General features: G+C 69.5%; 15 protein-coding genes and 3 pseudogenes. 11 read left to right on the top strand and 7 right to left on the bottom strand.

What is annotated here, in order from left to right; translation table 11 throughout:
• Positions 1-44 precede the first annotated feature (44 nt).
• From ABD366_RS27580 to ABD366_RS43525, 4 genes and pseudogenes are all read left to right on the top strand, one after another.
• On the top strand, positions 45-1,076 hold the full coding sequence (locus ABD366_RS27580) for a hypothetical protein (RefSeq protein WP_324772004.1): 1,032 nt from the start codon (positions 45-47) through the stop codon (positions 1,074-1,076).
• A 30-nt stretch (positions 1,077-1,106) separates the two neighbouring features.
• A pseudogene (locus ABD366_RS27575) lies at positions 1,107-2,043 on the top strand (DNA polymerase III subunit alpha); the annotation flags it as partial.
• Between the two features lie 125 nt (positions 2,044-2,168).
• Entirely contained in the window at positions 2,169-2,633 is a 465-nt protein-coding gene (locus ABD366_RS43530) for an alpha/beta hydrolase (protein ID WP_411293799.1), read from the top strand.
• Positions 2,630-2,782: a hypothetical protein gene (locus ABD366_RS43525; protein WP_411293798.1), complete on the top strand. Its 153-nt coding sequence runs from the start codon at positions 2,630-2,632 to the stop codon at positions 2,780-2,782. The genes ABD366_RS43530 and ABD366_RS43525 overlap by 4 nt, the downstream gene beginning before the upstream one ends.
• Positions 2,783-2,822: 40 nt before the next feature.
• On the opposite strand, the gene ABD366_RS27565 is transcribed toward ABD366_RS43525, so the two are convergent.
• The 4 genes and pseudogenes from ABD366_RS27565 to ABD366_RS27550 form a co-directional block, all read right to left on the bottom strand.
• The gene (locus ABD366_RS27565; protein ID WP_324772002.1) at positions 2,823-3,839 is read right to left on the bottom strand and encodes a hypothetical protein; all 1,017 of its coding nucleotides are present in this window, start codon (positions 3,837-3,839) and stop codon (positions 2,823-2,825) included.
• A gap of 169 nt (positions 3,840-4,008) precedes the next feature.
• The gene (locus ABD366_RS27560) at positions 4,009-5,211 is read right to left on the bottom strand and encodes a S1 family peptidase (protein ID WP_324772001.1); all 1,203 of its coding nucleotides are present in this window, start codon (positions 5,209-5,211) and stop codon (positions 4,009-4,011) included.
• Between the two features lie 327 nt (positions 5,212-5,538).
• Positions 5,539-5,910, bottom strand: coding sequence for an antibiotic biosynthesis monooxygenase family protein (locus ABD366_RS27555; protein WP_324772000.1), 372 nt, complete (start codon positions 5,908-5,910; stop codon positions 5,539-5,541).
• Between the two features lie 194 nt (positions 5,911-6,104).
• Positions 6,105-6,350: pseudogene (locus tag ABD366_RS27550) on the bottom strand (VOC family protein); the annotation flags it as partial.
• 79 nt (positions 6,351-6,429) lie between these two features.
• On the opposite strand from ABD366_RS27550, the gene ABD366_RS27545 reads away from it, so the two are divergent.
• The 5 genes and pseudogenes from ABD366_RS27545 to ABD366_RS27525 all read left to right on the top strand — a co-directional run bounded on the left by ABD366_RS27545 (position 6,430) and on the right by ABD366_RS27525 (position 10,869).
• Positions 6,430-7,407, top strand: coding sequence for an Lrp/AsnC family transcriptional regulator (locus tag ABD366_RS27545; RefSeq protein ID WP_324771999.1), 978 nt, complete (start codon positions 6,430-6,432; stop codon positions 7,405-7,407).
• 92 nt (positions 7,408-7,499) lie between these two features.
• The gene (locus tag ABD366_RS27540; protein WP_324771998.1) at positions 7,500-8,009 is read left to right on the top strand and encodes a hypothetical protein; all 510 of its coding nucleotides are present in this window, start codon (positions 7,500-7,502) and stop codon (positions 8,007-8,009) included.
• A 154-nt stretch (positions 8,010-8,163) separates the two neighbouring features.
• Positions 8,164-8,946 (top strand): AraC-like ligand-binding domain-containing protein, encoded by a 783-nt coding sequence (locus ABD366_RS27535; RefSeq protein ID WP_324771997.1) that lies wholly within the window; start codon positions 8,164-8,166, stop codon positions 8,944-8,946.
• A gap of 200 nt (positions 8,947-9,146) precedes the next feature.
• Positions 9,147-9,689, top strand: a pseudogene (locus tag ABD366_RS27530) (ATP-binding cassette domain-containing protein); the annotation flags it as partial.
• Positions 9,690-9,930: 241 nt separating this feature from the next.
• Positions 9,931-10,869, top strand: a complete 939-nt coding sequence (locus ABD366_RS27525) for an ABC transporter permease (RefSeq protein ID WP_344442645.1) — start codon at positions 9,931-9,933, stop codon at positions 10,867-10,869.
• Here ABD366_RS27525 and ABD366_RS27520 read toward each other — a convergent pair.
• Together ABD366_RS27520 and ABD366_RS27515 are read right to left on the bottom strand one after the other, a co-directional pair.
• Positions 10,847-12,316, bottom strand: coding sequence for an aminotransferase class V-fold PLP-dependent enzyme (locus tag ABD366_RS27520; protein ID WP_324765639.1), 1,470 nt, complete (start codon positions 12,314-12,316; stop codon positions 10,847-10,849). The two genes, ABD366_RS27525 and ABD366_RS27520, sit on opposite strands and share 23 nt — an antisense overlap.
• 32 nt (positions 12,317-12,348) lie before the next feature.
• Entirely contained in the window at positions 12,349-12,690 is a 342-nt protein-coding gene (locus ABD366_RS27515; protein WP_324765640.1) for a thiamine pyrophosphate-dependent enzyme, read from the bottom strand.
• Positions 12,691-12,889: 199 nt separating this feature from the next.
• On the opposite strand from ABD366_RS27515, the gene ABD366_RS27510 reads away from it, so the two are divergent.
• On the top strand, positions 12,890-13,168 hold the full coding sequence (locus tag ABD366_RS27510; protein ID WP_324765641.1) for a helix-turn-helix domain-containing protein: 279 nt from the start codon (positions 12,890-12,892) through the stop codon (positions 13,166-13,168).
• A gap of 286 nt (positions 13,169-13,454) precedes the next feature.
• Here ABD366_RS27510 and ABD366_RS27505 read toward each other — a convergent pair whose 3' ends face one another.
• Complete coding sequence (locus tag ABD366_RS27505) at positions 13,455-14,084, bottom strand: LysE family translocator (RefSeq protein ID WP_324765642.1); 630 nt, start codon at positions 14,082-14,084, stop codon at positions 13,455-13,457.
• A gap of 479 nt (positions 14,085-14,563) precedes the next feature.
• Here ABD366_RS27505 and ABD366_RS27500 point away from each other — a divergent pair, with 479 nt between their 5' ends.
• Positions 14,564-14,839 (top strand): hypothetical protein, encoded by a 276-nt coding sequence (locus ABD366_RS27500; protein ID WP_324765643.1) that lies wholly within the window; start codon positions 14,564-14,566, stop codon positions 14,837-14,839.
• Positions 14,840-14,961 lie beyond the last annotated feature (122 nt).

Genomic DNA, 14,961 nt, shown 5'->3' with positions numbered 1-14,961 from the left:
GGCCACGAGGGCCGTTGTCAGAGGCGATTGGCAAGATTGCGGCCATGACCATGAATGTCACTCCTGTCACTCCGCCACGGCCGATCGACGTTGCCGCGGTCTTTCCCCAACTGGCGCCGCTGGCCCGCACGGCGACCCGCCTGCACCCCCGCCCTGGGGCGCCGTCGTGGCACGACAGCTCGATCGGCGGGCCGCTGCTGTGGCCCGCTGAGGAGCCGTGGCCGTACTGCGAGGAACCGCATGTGGTGGATGGCATCAACCCAGCCCAGTCCCCGGCGGATCTGCGGCTGGAACGACGGATCTTCGCCGCCTCGCACGGCCGGGACCTGACTCCGGAGGAACGGGAGACTCTCGAGCGGATCCGACCCCCTCGGACGTATCCGGTGAGGCTGGCGGTCCAGGCGTACGACGGCCCCATAGCGATGCTGCCCGTCGCGCAGTTGTACGTACGGGATGTGCCCGATCTGAGCCCGCCGGAGGGCAAGGACCTGCTGCAGGTTCTGTGGTGCCCCTTCGATCATCCGATCATGCCCAGGACCCTGCTCTTCTGGCGTTCGGCAGCCGCCGTCACCGACATTCTCGACACGCCCCCCGAGCCGCCCGCAGTGCAGTTCGACGGCTATCTACCGGAACCGTGCGTGCTCGAACCGGAGCAGATCACCGAGTACCCCGACCATCTGGAGCTGACCGAAGAACTGCGGGAGCAGCTCAAACAGTGGAGTGTGCCGCAGGCAGCAGAGGAAGACATGGACCCGGACACCTATTACGACTGTGTGCTGTCCAACGCGCCCGGCTGGAAGGTCGGCGGCTGGCCCGCCTGGAACTCCACCGACCCCAGCCCGCAGCCCTGCTCCGAGTGCGGCACCGGCATGGAGGTCCTGATGACCGTCGCCACGTTCGAGGAAGGGGACGACGCCGGGAACAGCTGGTCTCCGCACCCCCATCCAGGTGCTGGACCGTACCCCGGCCACCGCGGCTACAACGCGGCCGGTGTCCAGATAGGCAGCGGCTACCGGCAGCACCTGTTCATCTGCCCGGCGGAGCCCGAGCATCCGCACACCGAGTTGATGACGTAGCCCGTCCCGGTGACCTCACCGGTCGGTAAAGAACGGTTCATGTCCGAGCGGCGGACGTCGCTGCCGGACATTGATCTGGATGTGGAGTCGGCACCCCGGCTGAAGCTCTACGACCGGATCTTCGAGCGGTTCGGGCGTGCGCGGGTCACGGTCACCGGGATGCCGGAGACCTACCGGGCCCGGCACGCGCTGCGCGACACCGGGCTCGCCCTGGGCATTGCCCCGGGAGCCGTTGATGAGATCGCCAAGAGTTTTCCGCACATCCGCGCCGGTGCCATCCGCTCCGCGCTCGCCGAACTGCCCGAGCTGCGCAAACTCGCCGCCCGGGCGCAGGAGTACGGGCCGCTGTTCGAACTCGCCGAGGGCCTGGACGCCCTGGTGCACGGCTATGCCATGCACCAGGGCGGCGTGATCCTGTCCGACGCCACGCTGCCGGACCGCCTGCCGGTGCAGCCCACCCCGGGCGGCGCCGATCCGATGCTGCAGGCAGACACGGAGGACGTCGAGGACCTGGGCCTGCTCAAGCTGGATGTACTGGGGGTGCGAATCCAGTCCGCGATGGCGCACGCGGTCGCCGAGATCCGCCGCATCACCGGCCGCCACCGCGACCTCGACCTCGACAACCCCGACCACGTCGATCTCCGGACGAGGCGACGTTCCAGATGATCCGCCAGAGCGACACGATCGGCTGCTTCCAAATCGAATCGCCGGGCCAGATGGACCTGGTGGGCCGGCTGCAGCCGCGGCACATGCAGGACGTCATCGCCGACATCTCCCGGTTCAGGCCCGGGCCGGTGCGGGGCGGCATGCCCGCCAGGTTCATCGCCGCCCGCCACGGCGCTGCCCCGTACTACCCACACCCCGACCTCGAGCCGATCCTCCACGACACCCGTCGCCCGTCGCCCGTCGCGCCCTGGCCAACCCCGGCCGCCTCTCCCACGGCGGAACCTGGTTCAAGCCGGCGGCCGCCTTACAAGTTGCGCGAATCGGGCGCCTGTTGACCTGTTGCTTCCCTTCAAATCGGTTGACGTTCAGGGGTGGAATGAGGGATTCGCCGGCTGGTTGCGTGGCCCCGCCGACGCGCAGGGGATCGTGGTCGTCGTCCCGGGTCTGGACTCGGCCAAGGAGGAGTTCCTCGATCTGGTGTCCGCGCTACTGGCCAGAGGTCTTGCGGTGTTCGCGATGGGCGGCCCCGGGCAGGGCGTGCTCGCGGCGTCCACGACCTTCGTGCCGGACTACGAGCGGGTCGTGGGCCGGGGCATCGATGCGCTCGGTGTCGCACGCATCGGGCTTGTGGGCCTGAGTCTGGGCGGCTATCTCGCGGCCCGGGCCGCGACGTTCGAGCCGCGCGTGCGGCCGTCGCCACCGTCAGCGGTCCTTTCCGTCTCGACCGGGGGGAACTGCCCGCGCCTGTACGGGACAACATGGCCGTCCGCGCGGGAGGCGCCGACGCCGCCCAGGAGTTCGTGCGCCAGGTGGACCTCACCGCCCTGGCGCCCCGTATCGCGGCCCCGCTGCATGTCTTCGACGCTGACCAGGACGTCATCCCCGGCGTGACGAACGGGGAGGCCCTGGCCCGTCCGGCCCCGCTCGGCACCTACCTGTCCGTCCCGCACGGTGATCACCTCCTCGGCAACGCGCAGCCCGACTGGCTGCCCATCCTCAGCGACCACATCACGCACACCCTGACGGGAACACCGGCATGAACCGCTTCACCGACAAGACACCATCACCTGCCCGAGGGGCTCACTCGCTGCGTTGAGCGGCGGCTCGGTCAGGAAGCTTCGGCGGCTTCCCGGCAGCTGAGTACCTCTCCCAGGAGATTCCGTAGATGCCGGCACCGCACTTGGCGGGCAGCAGGTGAACGCTGTGCGACGCGTCAAGAGAGAGGAGTCGGACGTCCTCTCGCGGCGCTTCCGAACTGGGCCGGTAATAGCCGTACACGGCAGAGGGAACGTGCCTGGCGTGGAAGAAGATGTGCAAGAGGTACTGCCGTACCGGGATGGGCAGGGTGCGCTCGTGATGGTTCGAGGGCTTCCACCGAGGGCCGACGTCGAGTGTGTACTCGACGATCGCGGTGTCGCCTTGCCCGAGGGCGCGCCCGAATCCGATGTCGAAGACCGCGGATCGCAGTTCCTGGCGGAAGTGCAGTGCCTCCAGGCGCCCGCACTCAACAGTCACTTGTACTGACGGGGTATCGGGATCGTCCAGGTTGTGGTGAGCGGTCAGGTGCCGTACTCCGTCGCGCGTGGCGCGAACAACGTGGCTGACGGTGTACCGCGCGATGCATCCGTACTCGTCGATGTACAGCTTTTCCTGCACCGACAGGGTGACGAGGTTTTCATTGAACCGGTAGGCATCAGGACCGAGAGCTCTTTCCAGCGGAGCGCCAGGAGTGACGACACGCGACAGCGCCTCGGACATCTCCTGTCCTTTGGCCACGGCCCTGCCACGGGGGCGACGATGACTCAGCAGGCTCTGCAGCGTTCCCCGCGGAATACGGAGGATGTTCTCGACTTCGGCCACTGCCCGGAGCGACTCCTGTCGCTCAGGCTGGCTCCGTCCTCGCTGCCAATGGCTCAGCGTGACCGGGCTGATCGAGACGCCGCGTTGGGCGAGGTGGTGGTGCAGGCGCTGGAGTGACAGACCGCTGGCCTTGAGTGCCTGCTGGAACGCCGCACCGAATGTGACCCCGCCCGCAGTGCCGTGCTCGTCCGTGCCGTCGGGGCGGCCCGCCTCCGGCCTTTGACCTGGCTGGTTCATCGCTACTCCCGGTCAGCGGGGCGAAAGGAGATCGGCGGGACCGCCGCATGTGTCGGAGCGGCGGTCCCGCCGCGGTGGATCACCGGCTGGATGCTACCGGGTTGGCTCTCCACCGGCCCGGCGCGACTGTGTGGGGTGATCATCGCGCCGAGGTGTGTGATCGCTCCGGTCAGGCTGTGTTGAGGCGCAGCCCGTAGTGCTGCAGCGCATCGTCCAGGGGCTGGAAGTAGGAGGTGCCCTGACCGTAGACGCCGTTGCACGAGTTGTCGGTGCGGCCGCCGGAGGTAAGGCCCTGGCCCTGGTTGCCGGAGACCCAGGCGCCGCCGCTGTCTCCGCCGAGGTCGCAGGTGTTGCTCAGGCCCAGGTTGGTCACGAGGGTGTCCGGCTGGCCCGGGTCGCTGTAGGTGACCGAGTAGTTGTAGGACTGGATGGAGCCGCAGGTCCAGTGCGAGGTGGCACCGGACTTGCAGACGTCCGAGCCGACCGCGGCCCGCTGACTGCCCTTCACGGCGATGTTGCCGCCGTTGTTCCAGGTGCCGATCTGGGGGGCGATGGTGGTGCCGGAGTCGACCGAGGCGAGGCCCATGTCGACGCTGTTCCGGCCGTGTGCGAAGCGGGACGTGGTGCCCTTGGCGAAGTGACTGCCGTTGGCATAGAGATCCGGCAGGTTCTCCACGCAATGGCCTGCGGTGACCAATACCTGGTTGCCGGAGGGATTGCGAGCGCCGAAGCCGACCGAGCAGTAGTGGTTGCCGTAATCCATCCGGCTCCCGGGGTAGATGGTGCCGGCGGTCGTGACCGCCCTGCTGTCGTTGCTCCGCACGGCGACCGCCGAGCCGTAGGACGCTGCTTTTTCAAGAAACGCCTGACCGGCAGCCGTCGATCTGTCGCGCACCTGGACGACGACCTTGTCGGAGGCCGGGTCAACCCCCCAGCTCTGCACGCCGATGGGCAGTCTGTGCGCGGCCGCTTCGTCCAACTCCTGCTTGATGCCGTCCAGCTCTTCGGCGGTGTGCTGGGTTATGCGTGCCGTGAGTCCGGCACCTTCGACGTGACGCGCTGCGCGGGCGTCGGCGACGTTCACCATGAGCTTGCCCTTGCCGTCGAAGAAGGCTCCGCGCGGATCGACACCCGAGAGCCGCAGCTTCCTCAGTGTCTTCTGCTGGGCGGCCTGCGAGTCCAGCCGCTGGACCGCAGCGGCATCGCTGATGCCGAGTGAGTCGGCGAGGGCCTGCACCATCTGCTGCTGGTAGTGACCGCCTGGGGCGGACGGGCCCACCGCAGGGGCAGCGTGCGCCGGGAGGACACCTCCGGCCATGACGAGAGCCGCAGTCGCGGCGCCGGACGCCATGATCGTGCGTAGACGAAACACCTTGTCTCCATTTCCGGACAGCCGCATAGAGCGGCGTGTGGGGGACTCCGGATCGCGGCAGAGAAAAACCGGGCCGCATCCGAAGTGGATACTCCCCAGCGGGCGCGGCCATGACAAGGTCGGCGAACACGGCAATGATTAACAGAACCGCGCTTAACTGTTTCCGTCGTGAGGTTCGCAGCATTCGCAGCAGGCCGCCCACACCGAACACCCTCGGAGGGCGCTTACGAAATGGCCTGGCCGGCCCTGCGCGACGCGCGGGCCGCTCTGGAGAACGCGCTCGCTCCCCCGCGCTGAATACGGCCCGTTCAGCCCTCGATGCGCTCGTCAGGCGACGCAGATCCCCGGCACGGCTTGCGCTCGGAACAGGTGTGGGGTGGCGACGAGACTCGCCGGGTACAGGTGACGGGCGGTCGCGCGCACGCTGTCGTCCAGCCGGGCTGTGCGGTAGTGCTCGGTCGACTCCCACACGGCGTGGTTGAGGAACGTGCTGCTGCCGGCGATGCCGCGGTACAGCTGGGTGGAGATGAAGCCCGGTTGGTTCTTCAGCGCGGCCGCGTCGGTGGACCAGGCCAGCAGCAACTGGTCGACGTCTGCGGGGGCGACCCGCAGGACGTTGACGAGGAGGACCGGTCCGCCTTCCTCGTCGAGCTGGTCAGCGAGCGTGACATGGGCATCGAGTTCTCGGAACTCGGACATGACGGCTCCTTTCGAGAGCGGGCGGGACGATCAGGTGTGTGTGCCGGCCCGCTCGGGTTGCGTAGCCCGATGCAGGGCGTCCAGGGCCGGGGTGAGTACTGACCGAGATCACCGGCTTGCCGTGCCACTTCAGGAACAGGTGCTCTTCGGCATTCTCAGGACCTGGACGAGGGGACGGCCGGTCAACGCCTGGGTCATGACAAGTTCGGCAGCTTCCCGCTCGTCCTGAGTTCCTCGCTGAGCAGTGGGTTGACGTGTTCGGCGTCGAGCCCGCCACTGCCGTAGGGGCGCGTGATGATCTCCAGTTCATGACCGCTGGGGTCATTGAAGTACACGCCGCGGCCGTCATCGAGGTGGTTGATGATGCCCGGCTCCTGATGCCGGGGGTCGCCCCAGTACTCCAGGCCACGCTCGCGCACCCGGGCGAAGATCGCATCGAACACTGAAAACTTACAGCGATCAGCCGATACCCACTTACAACTTTCATGTCGTTCGCCTCGCAGCGACTAAACTTCCAACATGGATCTCGTGGAGCAACAAATCCTCCAGTGCCTGATGCTCGACGGGCGGGCTCCGATGCGCCGGATCGCCGAGGTGGTGGGGGTGTCGGAACAGACCGCGACCCGCCGCTACCGCGCGATGCGGGAGGCGGGAGTACTCCGGGTCCTGGTCAGTGAGGCCGCCGCCTCCGCGCGGCACCGGCTCTGGCTGCTGCGGCTGCAATGCCGCCCTGATGCCGCCGCACACCTGGGTGCCGTACTCGCCGCGCGCGACGACGTCTCCTGGGTCGCGCTGCACTCCGGCGGTGCGGAGCTGATGTGCACCACCACCCTGCCCGCCGACGCCACCTGCGGCATAGGGGTACTGCCGCAGATCTCGCACACCGCGGAAGTACTCTCCTTCACCACACACCTGGTACTGCACTCGTACTCCGGCGGCCCTGCCGAATGGTCCGGATTCGAGGAGCCGCTGAGCCGGGACGCGGAGCGACATCTTCTCGAGGGGCGCGATCCCAACCGGCGTAAGGCGACGCACAGTCCGGTGCCCCCCGAGGACCGCGTACTCCTGGAGGAACTGCGCCACGACGGCCGAGCCACCGCCTCCGCCCTGTCCCGCGCCCTCGACTGGCCGCTGTCCCGGGTCAGAAGCCGTCTCCAGGCACTCCTGGACAGCGGCGCGGTCACCGTGGACGTGGACGTGATGCTGGAAGCGTTCGGCTACCGCACGTCGGCCACGCTGCTCGTGCAAGTCGCACCCGGTCTCATCGTCACCGTCTGCGAGGCGCTCTCCGCCCACCGCCAGACCAGCTGGGTCGCCGCGGTCACCGGCTCCGCGAACATCGTCGCCGCAGTCACCTGCCACGACAGCACCGAACTCTTCAGCTACGTGACCGAACAGCTCGGGAGCCTGCCCGGGGTGACGCACGCCGAGGTCGTACCGGTGCTCACCCGACTCAAGCAGGCAGCCACGCGAGTAGCCGACAGCCGGCTCGTGTAGCAGTTGCCCGCGGCTTCGTTCAGGCCGTCAAGGGCGACGGCCCATCGGTGTCAGCAAGCCGCCGTCCCAACGCACCTATGAAGAAGGCCCAGATGACACACGACGAAGCACTCAAGCAGCTCAGCCACCTTGCTCGCGAGAGGGCATTCGGCAGGCGCGTCGGATCCGACCGCCTCATTCAGATCGGGCTGGATGCTCTGATCGCCGGCGTTGAGAGCCCTTCACTCGCCATGCTGGCGGGACTCCTTCGCAACGAGGAGCCCGAAGCACCCGAACTCTTCGACCAGGTGCTGGAGGAGCTGGGGCTGGCCTTTCACCCGCCGACCGACCCCCGGGCCGCGAAGTGGGCGATGGCCTACTGGGTCGCCGGCCAGGTCGCGGACGGGTCCCTCGACCCGGCCACCGGAACACACCTCATCTGGGCAGACATCGCGTACGACCTCGGAGATCCACAGGACCTGGAACCTCTCGTCATCTGCGCGATCAATCTGGACGGCTGGGAAGAGAGCTGGGGCGTCTCGCGTGAACAGCTCAACCGGGAAGCAGTCGAAGCCGCCAACCAGTTCCTGAGCAGACGACCCCGGCACGACGACCAGCACTGACCCGCGGATCACATCGAGCCGAGCACGATCTCGATGTCGGCCTGACCTCAGGACCCCGCCGCCGCAGCGCCGGCCTGCGCGCCGCGTCTGTCCGACGACGAGCGCGCTCACCTGTCCGGTCAGCTGTAGACACCCCGGTCACGGCCTAAAGGCAATGCCGTTGCCTTTAGGGCCGTCGTGGGCCTTGGACTTGGCTGTCCGCGCAGGAACCTGGTCAGCTGTGCACAGCCGCAACTCGGCGCCGTGGCAGGCGAGATGGCCCTGCTGTGCTCATCGAATCCATTGCCCGGCCAGAGGGATCTCCGTCAGACTGAGGGCAGGAAGGACACCGATGGCGGCAGACGAAGGAATGCCACGAGCCCGGTCCTTGGCACCGCGTTCGTACCGCCACGGGACCGGGAGGAAGTGGTCCGGAACGCGGCGTGGGACTCCCTGTTGGCGGTCGACATCGACCACCGCCCCCGGCCTAGGACATCTCCGTCCGCATAGGGCTCGGTGCCGTCGGGCCTCTCAGGTTCTGTTCGGCGCGGGCCTCCGCCGCGAGTGCGTGCTGAAGCCGGGAGAGCTGGCCGTCTACGAGTCGATCTCTCCCTACACGCTGCTCTTCGACGAGGGGGTCGACCAATGCTTCCTGCGCTTTCCACGCGCGATACTCGCGCTCCCCGACGCGTTGCTATGGGACACCAGCACGGTCACCCTGGGATCCGATAACCCTCTTGTGTCTCGCGTTCACCTACTTCTCCCAACTGCCCGTCAGCGACCGATTGCAGCAAGGAGCGCACGGCGACAGCGTCGTGCAACCCAGCGTCGAACTTCTGCGCGCCGTCCTGACGACCCAGCACGGCGACTCCAGCCTGCGCACGGGGCCGTTGAAGGCGACGCTCAGCTTGCGGGTCACGCCATACATTCGGCAGCATCTGGCCGATCCGGACTTTGAACTCCTACTGCCCTCTCCGAGGTGTTGTCGGAGAGGGCAGTAGGAGTTCTTGTAGGCGCAGTGAGCTTCCGCCCGGTGGTGGAGAACTCTTCGTCTACAGCACGGCGGAGTACGAGCGGATCCGTGCGGGCACGATACGGCGAGCGATCACTCGGCGCCCGAGACGGTGCGCCGCACAGCTGCGGGCAGGTGGGGGGCGTATGACGGACACGGGGACGACACGGACGCGGCCGGCAGCACCCGGTGCGCGACTCGAGGCGATCGGCGTGGGGGTCGCCGTGCGGGGCGGGCGCGAGGTGCTGCGCGGGATCGATCTCACCGTGGCGCCGGGGCGATTGGTGGCCGTGGCGGGCGGCAGCGGGGCCGGCAAGACGCTGCTTCTGGAGACCCTCGCCGCGGTACGCCGGCCGGGGCGCGGGAAGGTGCTGCACGACGGCGCCGATCCGGGCGAGGCGCAGGTGGCGTCGGGTTTCGTGCCGCAGGACGACATCGTGCACCGCGGGCTGCCGCTGCGCCGCGCGCTCGGCTACTCGGCGCGCCTGCGCGGGGCCGGGACCGACGCGGTGGAGCAGGTGTTGGACGGTCTCGGGCTCGCGGTCCGCGGCGACCAGGCGGTAGGCACCCTCAGCGGTGGTGAGCGCAAGCGAGCGAGCATCGCGGTGGAGCTGCTGGTCCGGCCGCGGGTGCTCTTCCTCGACGAGCCGACCTCCGGGCTCGATCCGGCCACCGCTGCGGGGCTGATGGAGACGCTGGCCACGCTCGCGGCGTCCGGGGTGACCGTCGTTATGACCACGCACGCGCCCGCCGATCTGGCGCGCTGCGACGAGGTGGTGTTCCTGACGCCGTCCGGTGCGCTCGCGGCGGTCGGGGCGCCGGAAGACGTCATGTCGCGGTACGGGGTGGGCACCTTCGAGGAGGTGTACGGGGCCGTCGCGGCTGGGAGTACTGCCGCCCCATCCCCGTCCCCCGAGTTGCCACGGCCACGTGCCGCGGCCCCGGCCGCCGCCGCGTCCGCCGCCGCGTCCGCGTTGCCCGGCCCGCCGCCCGACCGGCCCGCGGCCTGGGGCCTGGGGCCAGTGGTGGCTGCTGACGCGCCGATCCGCCGAGATCCTGTTCCACGACCGGCTGTCCGCGGCCATCGTCGTGGGCTCCCCGCTGATGATCGTGGCGATGTTCGCGCTGCTGTTCCGTCCCGGTGTCTTCGACGCGGCGCACCCCAGCCCGGCGGCGGCCGCGATGGTGCTGTTCTGGATCGCGTTCGGCGCGTTCTTCTTCGGCCTCGCCTACGGTCTGCTGCAGATCTGCGCCGAATTGCCGGTGGTGCGCCGCGAACGCCGCACCGTGCTGCGCCTGGCCCCCTACCTCGCGTCCAAGGTTGCCCTGCTGCTGCCCGTCCTGGCCGTCGCCGACGCCCTGCTGCTGCTCGTGCTGCGCGCCCTCGACCGGCTCCCGGACGCGGGCTGGGACGTCTACGGTTCGCTGTTCGTCTCCGGCGCCCTCGCGTCGACGGCCGGTCTCGCGCTCGGCTTGTTCACCTCCGCCGCGGTCGCAGACCCGAGCCGGGCCGCTCTCATGCTGCCCATGCTGTGCTTCCCTCAGGTGCTGTTCACCGGTGCGTTCGTCCCCGTACCGATGATGGCGGCGGCCGGGCAGTGGATCAGCGTGGTGATGTCGAACCGCTGGGCGTTCGAGGCGTTGGGCGCGGGCGCGGACCTGCCGGGGCTGTGGGCGGGCGGCACCTCGCCGCTCGGTGCCGGGCTGCTCTCCTCGTACGGCGACAGCTTCGGTCATCCGGCCTGGACGCGCTGGCTGTTCCTCGCCGCCTTCACGCTGTTCTTCCTCGCGGCCGCCGCGTTGGTCCTGCACCGGCGCTGCCCGGCCCTGCCGCGTCCGCGCCGCGTCAGCAGGTCAGCCGGGCGGTGAGGCCCTGCGCGTCGGGCGTCCGGTTGCGGTAGGCCGTCCGCAGGAAGTCGACGAAGGCGTCCACGTCGCCCGCGGTCGAGGAGAGGCCGAGGGACACGCGGACCGCGCCGCCGGTGGGCAGGCCCAGGTGGTCCAGGTACGCGTCGATCGTGTCCAGGCCATGGTGGTGGCGTCCGGTGCGAGCCAGTTGCGCGGCGCCGATGGCGAAGGCCGCCTCGCCCGCGCCCGGGTTGCAGAAGCAGCCGGCGCGCAGGGAGATGCCGGCCGCCGCGCTGTCCCGGGCGATCAGGCGTTCGTCGACGAGGCGGCCCGCCTCGTCCAGCACGTTCAGGGCGACGGTGCCGCCGCGCCGATGGGTGGTGTCCGGGCCGTAGAGGCGCACAAGCGGCTGCCCGGTGTCGTGCCGCAGCTCCGTGAGCCGGGCGAGCAGTCGTGCGGTGAGCCGCTCGACGTGGGCCCGGATGGCGTCGACGCCCACCTCCTCGATCCAGTCGAGGCCGGTGATGATCTCCGGGATGGCGTGGAAGTTGACGGTTCCGTCCTCGAAGGCGGCCGGTCCTTCGGCCATCCGGTGCCACTGGGCGTGGGCGCTGACGACCTGGATGGTGCCGCCGGAGAACCAGGGTCTGCGCAGCGCGGCCAGCGCGTCGTGCCGTGCGATCAGGCAGCCGACGCCGGTCGGGTAGCCGAACACCTTGTACCAGCTCAGCACGGTGAACTCCGGCCGGAAACGGGAGAGTTCGAGACGGCTCGTGGGGGCGTAGGCCGCGGCGTCGAGGAGCACCTGCCAGCCCTGCTCCTGCGCCCGTCCGATCCACTCCAGGGGATGGCGTACGCCGGAGAAGTTGCTCTGCGCGGGGAAGGCGAAGAGGCCGCGCCGCCGCTCGGCCAGTGCGGCGGCGAGCCGCTCCTCGTCCAGGCGCAGGTCCGGCCCGGACAGCGGCACGTAGGTGGTGCGCCCGTGGCGGGCGCGGGCGAACTCCCGTAAGCCGTTGACCGAGTTGTGGTTGTCCAGGGTGAGGAGCAGGTCGCCGTGGCGCCTACGGAACGGATAGGCCTCCCCCACCAGGCGGCAGGCCGTCGTGGCGTTCGCCGTGAACACCACGGTGTAATCGGCGGGATCCGCGCCCGCGTACGCCAGGATCCGCCGACGGGCCTCCTCCACCAGGGCCGTCGACGGCGCGGACGCGGGGCTGTCGGTGTGCGGATTGCCCCACGCCGCGCCGGTCATCCGCGCCGCGTGCAGGCGCAGTTGGCGGCGGGCGGGCAGGCCGGAGCCCGTATGGTCGAGGTATATGTGCGCTGTGCCCCGTGCCGCGCTCGCCCGGTCCCCCGGCGCGGGTTCGTCCAGATATCCGTACTCGTCGGCGCGGATCCGCGCGAAGTACGCCTCACCGCGCACCGCGTCCGTACATGCCTGGTCGCCGGTCCCGCCCCGCTCGTACATCCCTGCCCCCCTGTGTCGTCCCGCAGGCACCGTCAGTCGGCGCCCTTACTGGGTTCAGTGCCCACGCAACGCCTCCTCCAGCCACCAGGAGCCGTGTTCGCGGGCGCCTTGGCGGCGATGGGCAAGGGCGCGGTCCGCGGTCTCTCGACCCAGTGCCCGACGGCCTTCGGGTCCTCGCCGCGCCGCACGGGCACCTCTTCGAACCCGTAGCCGCGGCCCACGGCGGCGATGTCCGTGAGCACGAACTCGACGGTGACCAGGGCGCGCCCGTCGGGGCCGACGTGGTGCACCTCCGCCCCGTACGCATCGTCGTTGCAGACGGTGACGACCTTCGGGAGCGCGAGTCGGCGCACCGCGTCGAGTTCGACGAACACCGGACGCCGGGCCCGTTCGACCGCCCGCGCCGGCGTGGCCGCTGCGGCGGCCGGCTCGACGGCTGCCCGCGGACCAGGACTCTCTCTCCTGGTGGTCGATCAGACTTGAGGCGCAGCACCTCGCGCCGTACTGGAGTGCTCGACGGGGCGCCTGCGGTCGAGGTGGCTTTACGCGCCGGGGTGTCGCGGCAGACGGCCCATGCATGGCGGAAGGGACCAAGGTGTCGAGGGGTTGCGGAAGCGGTCGCGACGCCCTCGATCCAGTCCGAGCCGGTTGCCTGCGGATCTAGAATCCTTGATCTGCGAACTGCGGCAGCAGCACCCGCGGTGGGGAGCCCGGCCCCTGGTGCACGAGCTCGGCCAGCGCAACGTGCAACCGCTTTCGTCCCGCGCGACCGTTCACCGGATCCTTGTCCGCAACGGTCTGGTAAGCCACCAGGACCAGCAGCACAAGCGGAAGTACCGCCGCTGGCAATGAGACGCTCCGATGCAGTCATGGCAGATGGACATCGTCTCGGGGGTGTTCCTGGCCGACGGACGCGAATGCAAACTGGTCACGGGCATCGACGACCACGCCCACACCACCGATCGACCAGTCAGCACATCCAGAGCTTCCCTGAAGGCGTACTCCGCATTTCCGAATCAATCGTCAGACTGCAACTCTTCGAGTTCTTCCCCGAGTTCTTGGAGCGCCCTTTCACGGGCGACTCCACCGAAGCGCCACTCCGGTGCATGCCAGGTAGGCGTTCTCCGCGTGCGCGCCCTCAGTCTGTGGCGGCGATCCCCACACCGATCCCGACGAGCAGGGTCCCGCTGATCCGGTCCCAGATCCGGCGCTTCGCGATGTCGGTCAGGAGCGGCCGCAGCCGCGCGGCGAACGCCACCAGCGCGAACCAGTAGGCCAGTCCCACAGCGATGTCGACGGCTCCGAGCAAGAAGATCTGGCCCGTGGCGGGCCCGTCGCCACTGGTCACGAACTGGGGCAGGACGCTCAGGAAGAAGAGCGCGGCCTTCGGGTTGAGCACATTGGTGAGGAAACCCTCCGTGAAACTGGAGCGGAAGGTCCCCGGGGGCTCGCGGTCAGCGGCGGGGGCGCGGTGCGGCGGGGCCGCACCGGAGCGGGCGGCGAGCAGCGCGCGGACTCCGAGGAACACCAGGTAGGCGGCGCCTGCCAGTTTGATGACGGTGAACGCGTACGCCGAGCGGGCGGCGATCACCGACAGGCCGAGCGCCGCGGCGCACATGTGGACGCAGAGCCCGCTCTGCGCGCCCCAGGCCGCCGCGCGGCCGAGGGCCGTGTCCCGGGCTCCCGCCCGGACGATCACCAGGAAGTCCGGCCCTGGTACGAGGTAGGCCAGCATCACCACACCGAGGAAGCCGAGCAGGTTCGTCATCGCGGGCGAACTCCTTCGTCTCGGACACGTCAGGATGACTGGAGTACCCCAAAGCGGCCGGCCCAAATTGAGCAGCACGGCGGTGAGGCTTCAGGATGCCGGAGGCGGCCCTACCGGAGCGCGGGGCGGCCGGCCGCCCCGCCCGCATCCCCCTCACGTTCACGATCTCGAACCCGAACGCCTCGTAGACACCTGAGCGTGGCGGGGCTCAGGGCGCCGGAGGCGGCCCTGCCGAGCGCGGAGCGGCCGGCGGCCCGGAGGGCGGGCCCCGGGACGCCGTGTGGCACTGTGACGCCGCGGCCAGGACCCCCACCTTGAAAGGGGCGGCCGCTGCGCCCCTCTGGCCGGGAAGTTCACGCCTGCCTGGATCTGTTGCAATCGCCCAACCGTTCGAGTGATCTACCGCCGAGTCCGGATGGCCGGCCCGGGTGGCAGGGGAGGTCTTCAGCGTCAGATCACCCCTCACCCATGGGGGATCCATGCGTGTCCGCACCGCCCTCGCAGTGGCGGCCCTGACTGGTGCCGCCCTGACCGGCGGCCCGGAGAGGGCGACGATGCGCCTGCGCGACGCGCTGGAGGAGGGCGGCGTGTTCGGTTCCGTGTTCTGCTCACCGGCCACCCCACGCAAGCGCTCCCTCGTCCGCCTCTCGCTGCACGCAGGACTGACCGATGGCCAGGTGGAGCAGCTCGTCACCGTCTGTCACCAGGTAACCGCTCACGCGTCGGCCGCCTCCATCTCACAAACCCGTTCCTGAACACCCTGCCGGGGCGCCGGTCATCCGCACCGGGCCGCCACAGGCAGGCGGTGCGCCCGTCTGCATACGTGCCTGTATGCGAAGCCCGGCCTCAGGAGCTGAGGTCGTGGGTGCCTGTATGC

Origin of the sequence: Streptomyces kunmingensis (genome assembly GCF_039533535.1) — a bacterium.
GTDB lineage: Bacteria > Actinomycetota > Actinomycetes > Streptomycetales > Streptomycetaceae > Streptomyces > Streptomyces kunmingensis.
Note: the sequence above shows the minus strand (reverse complement) of the source record. Positions and strands in the feature narration are given on the sequence as shown.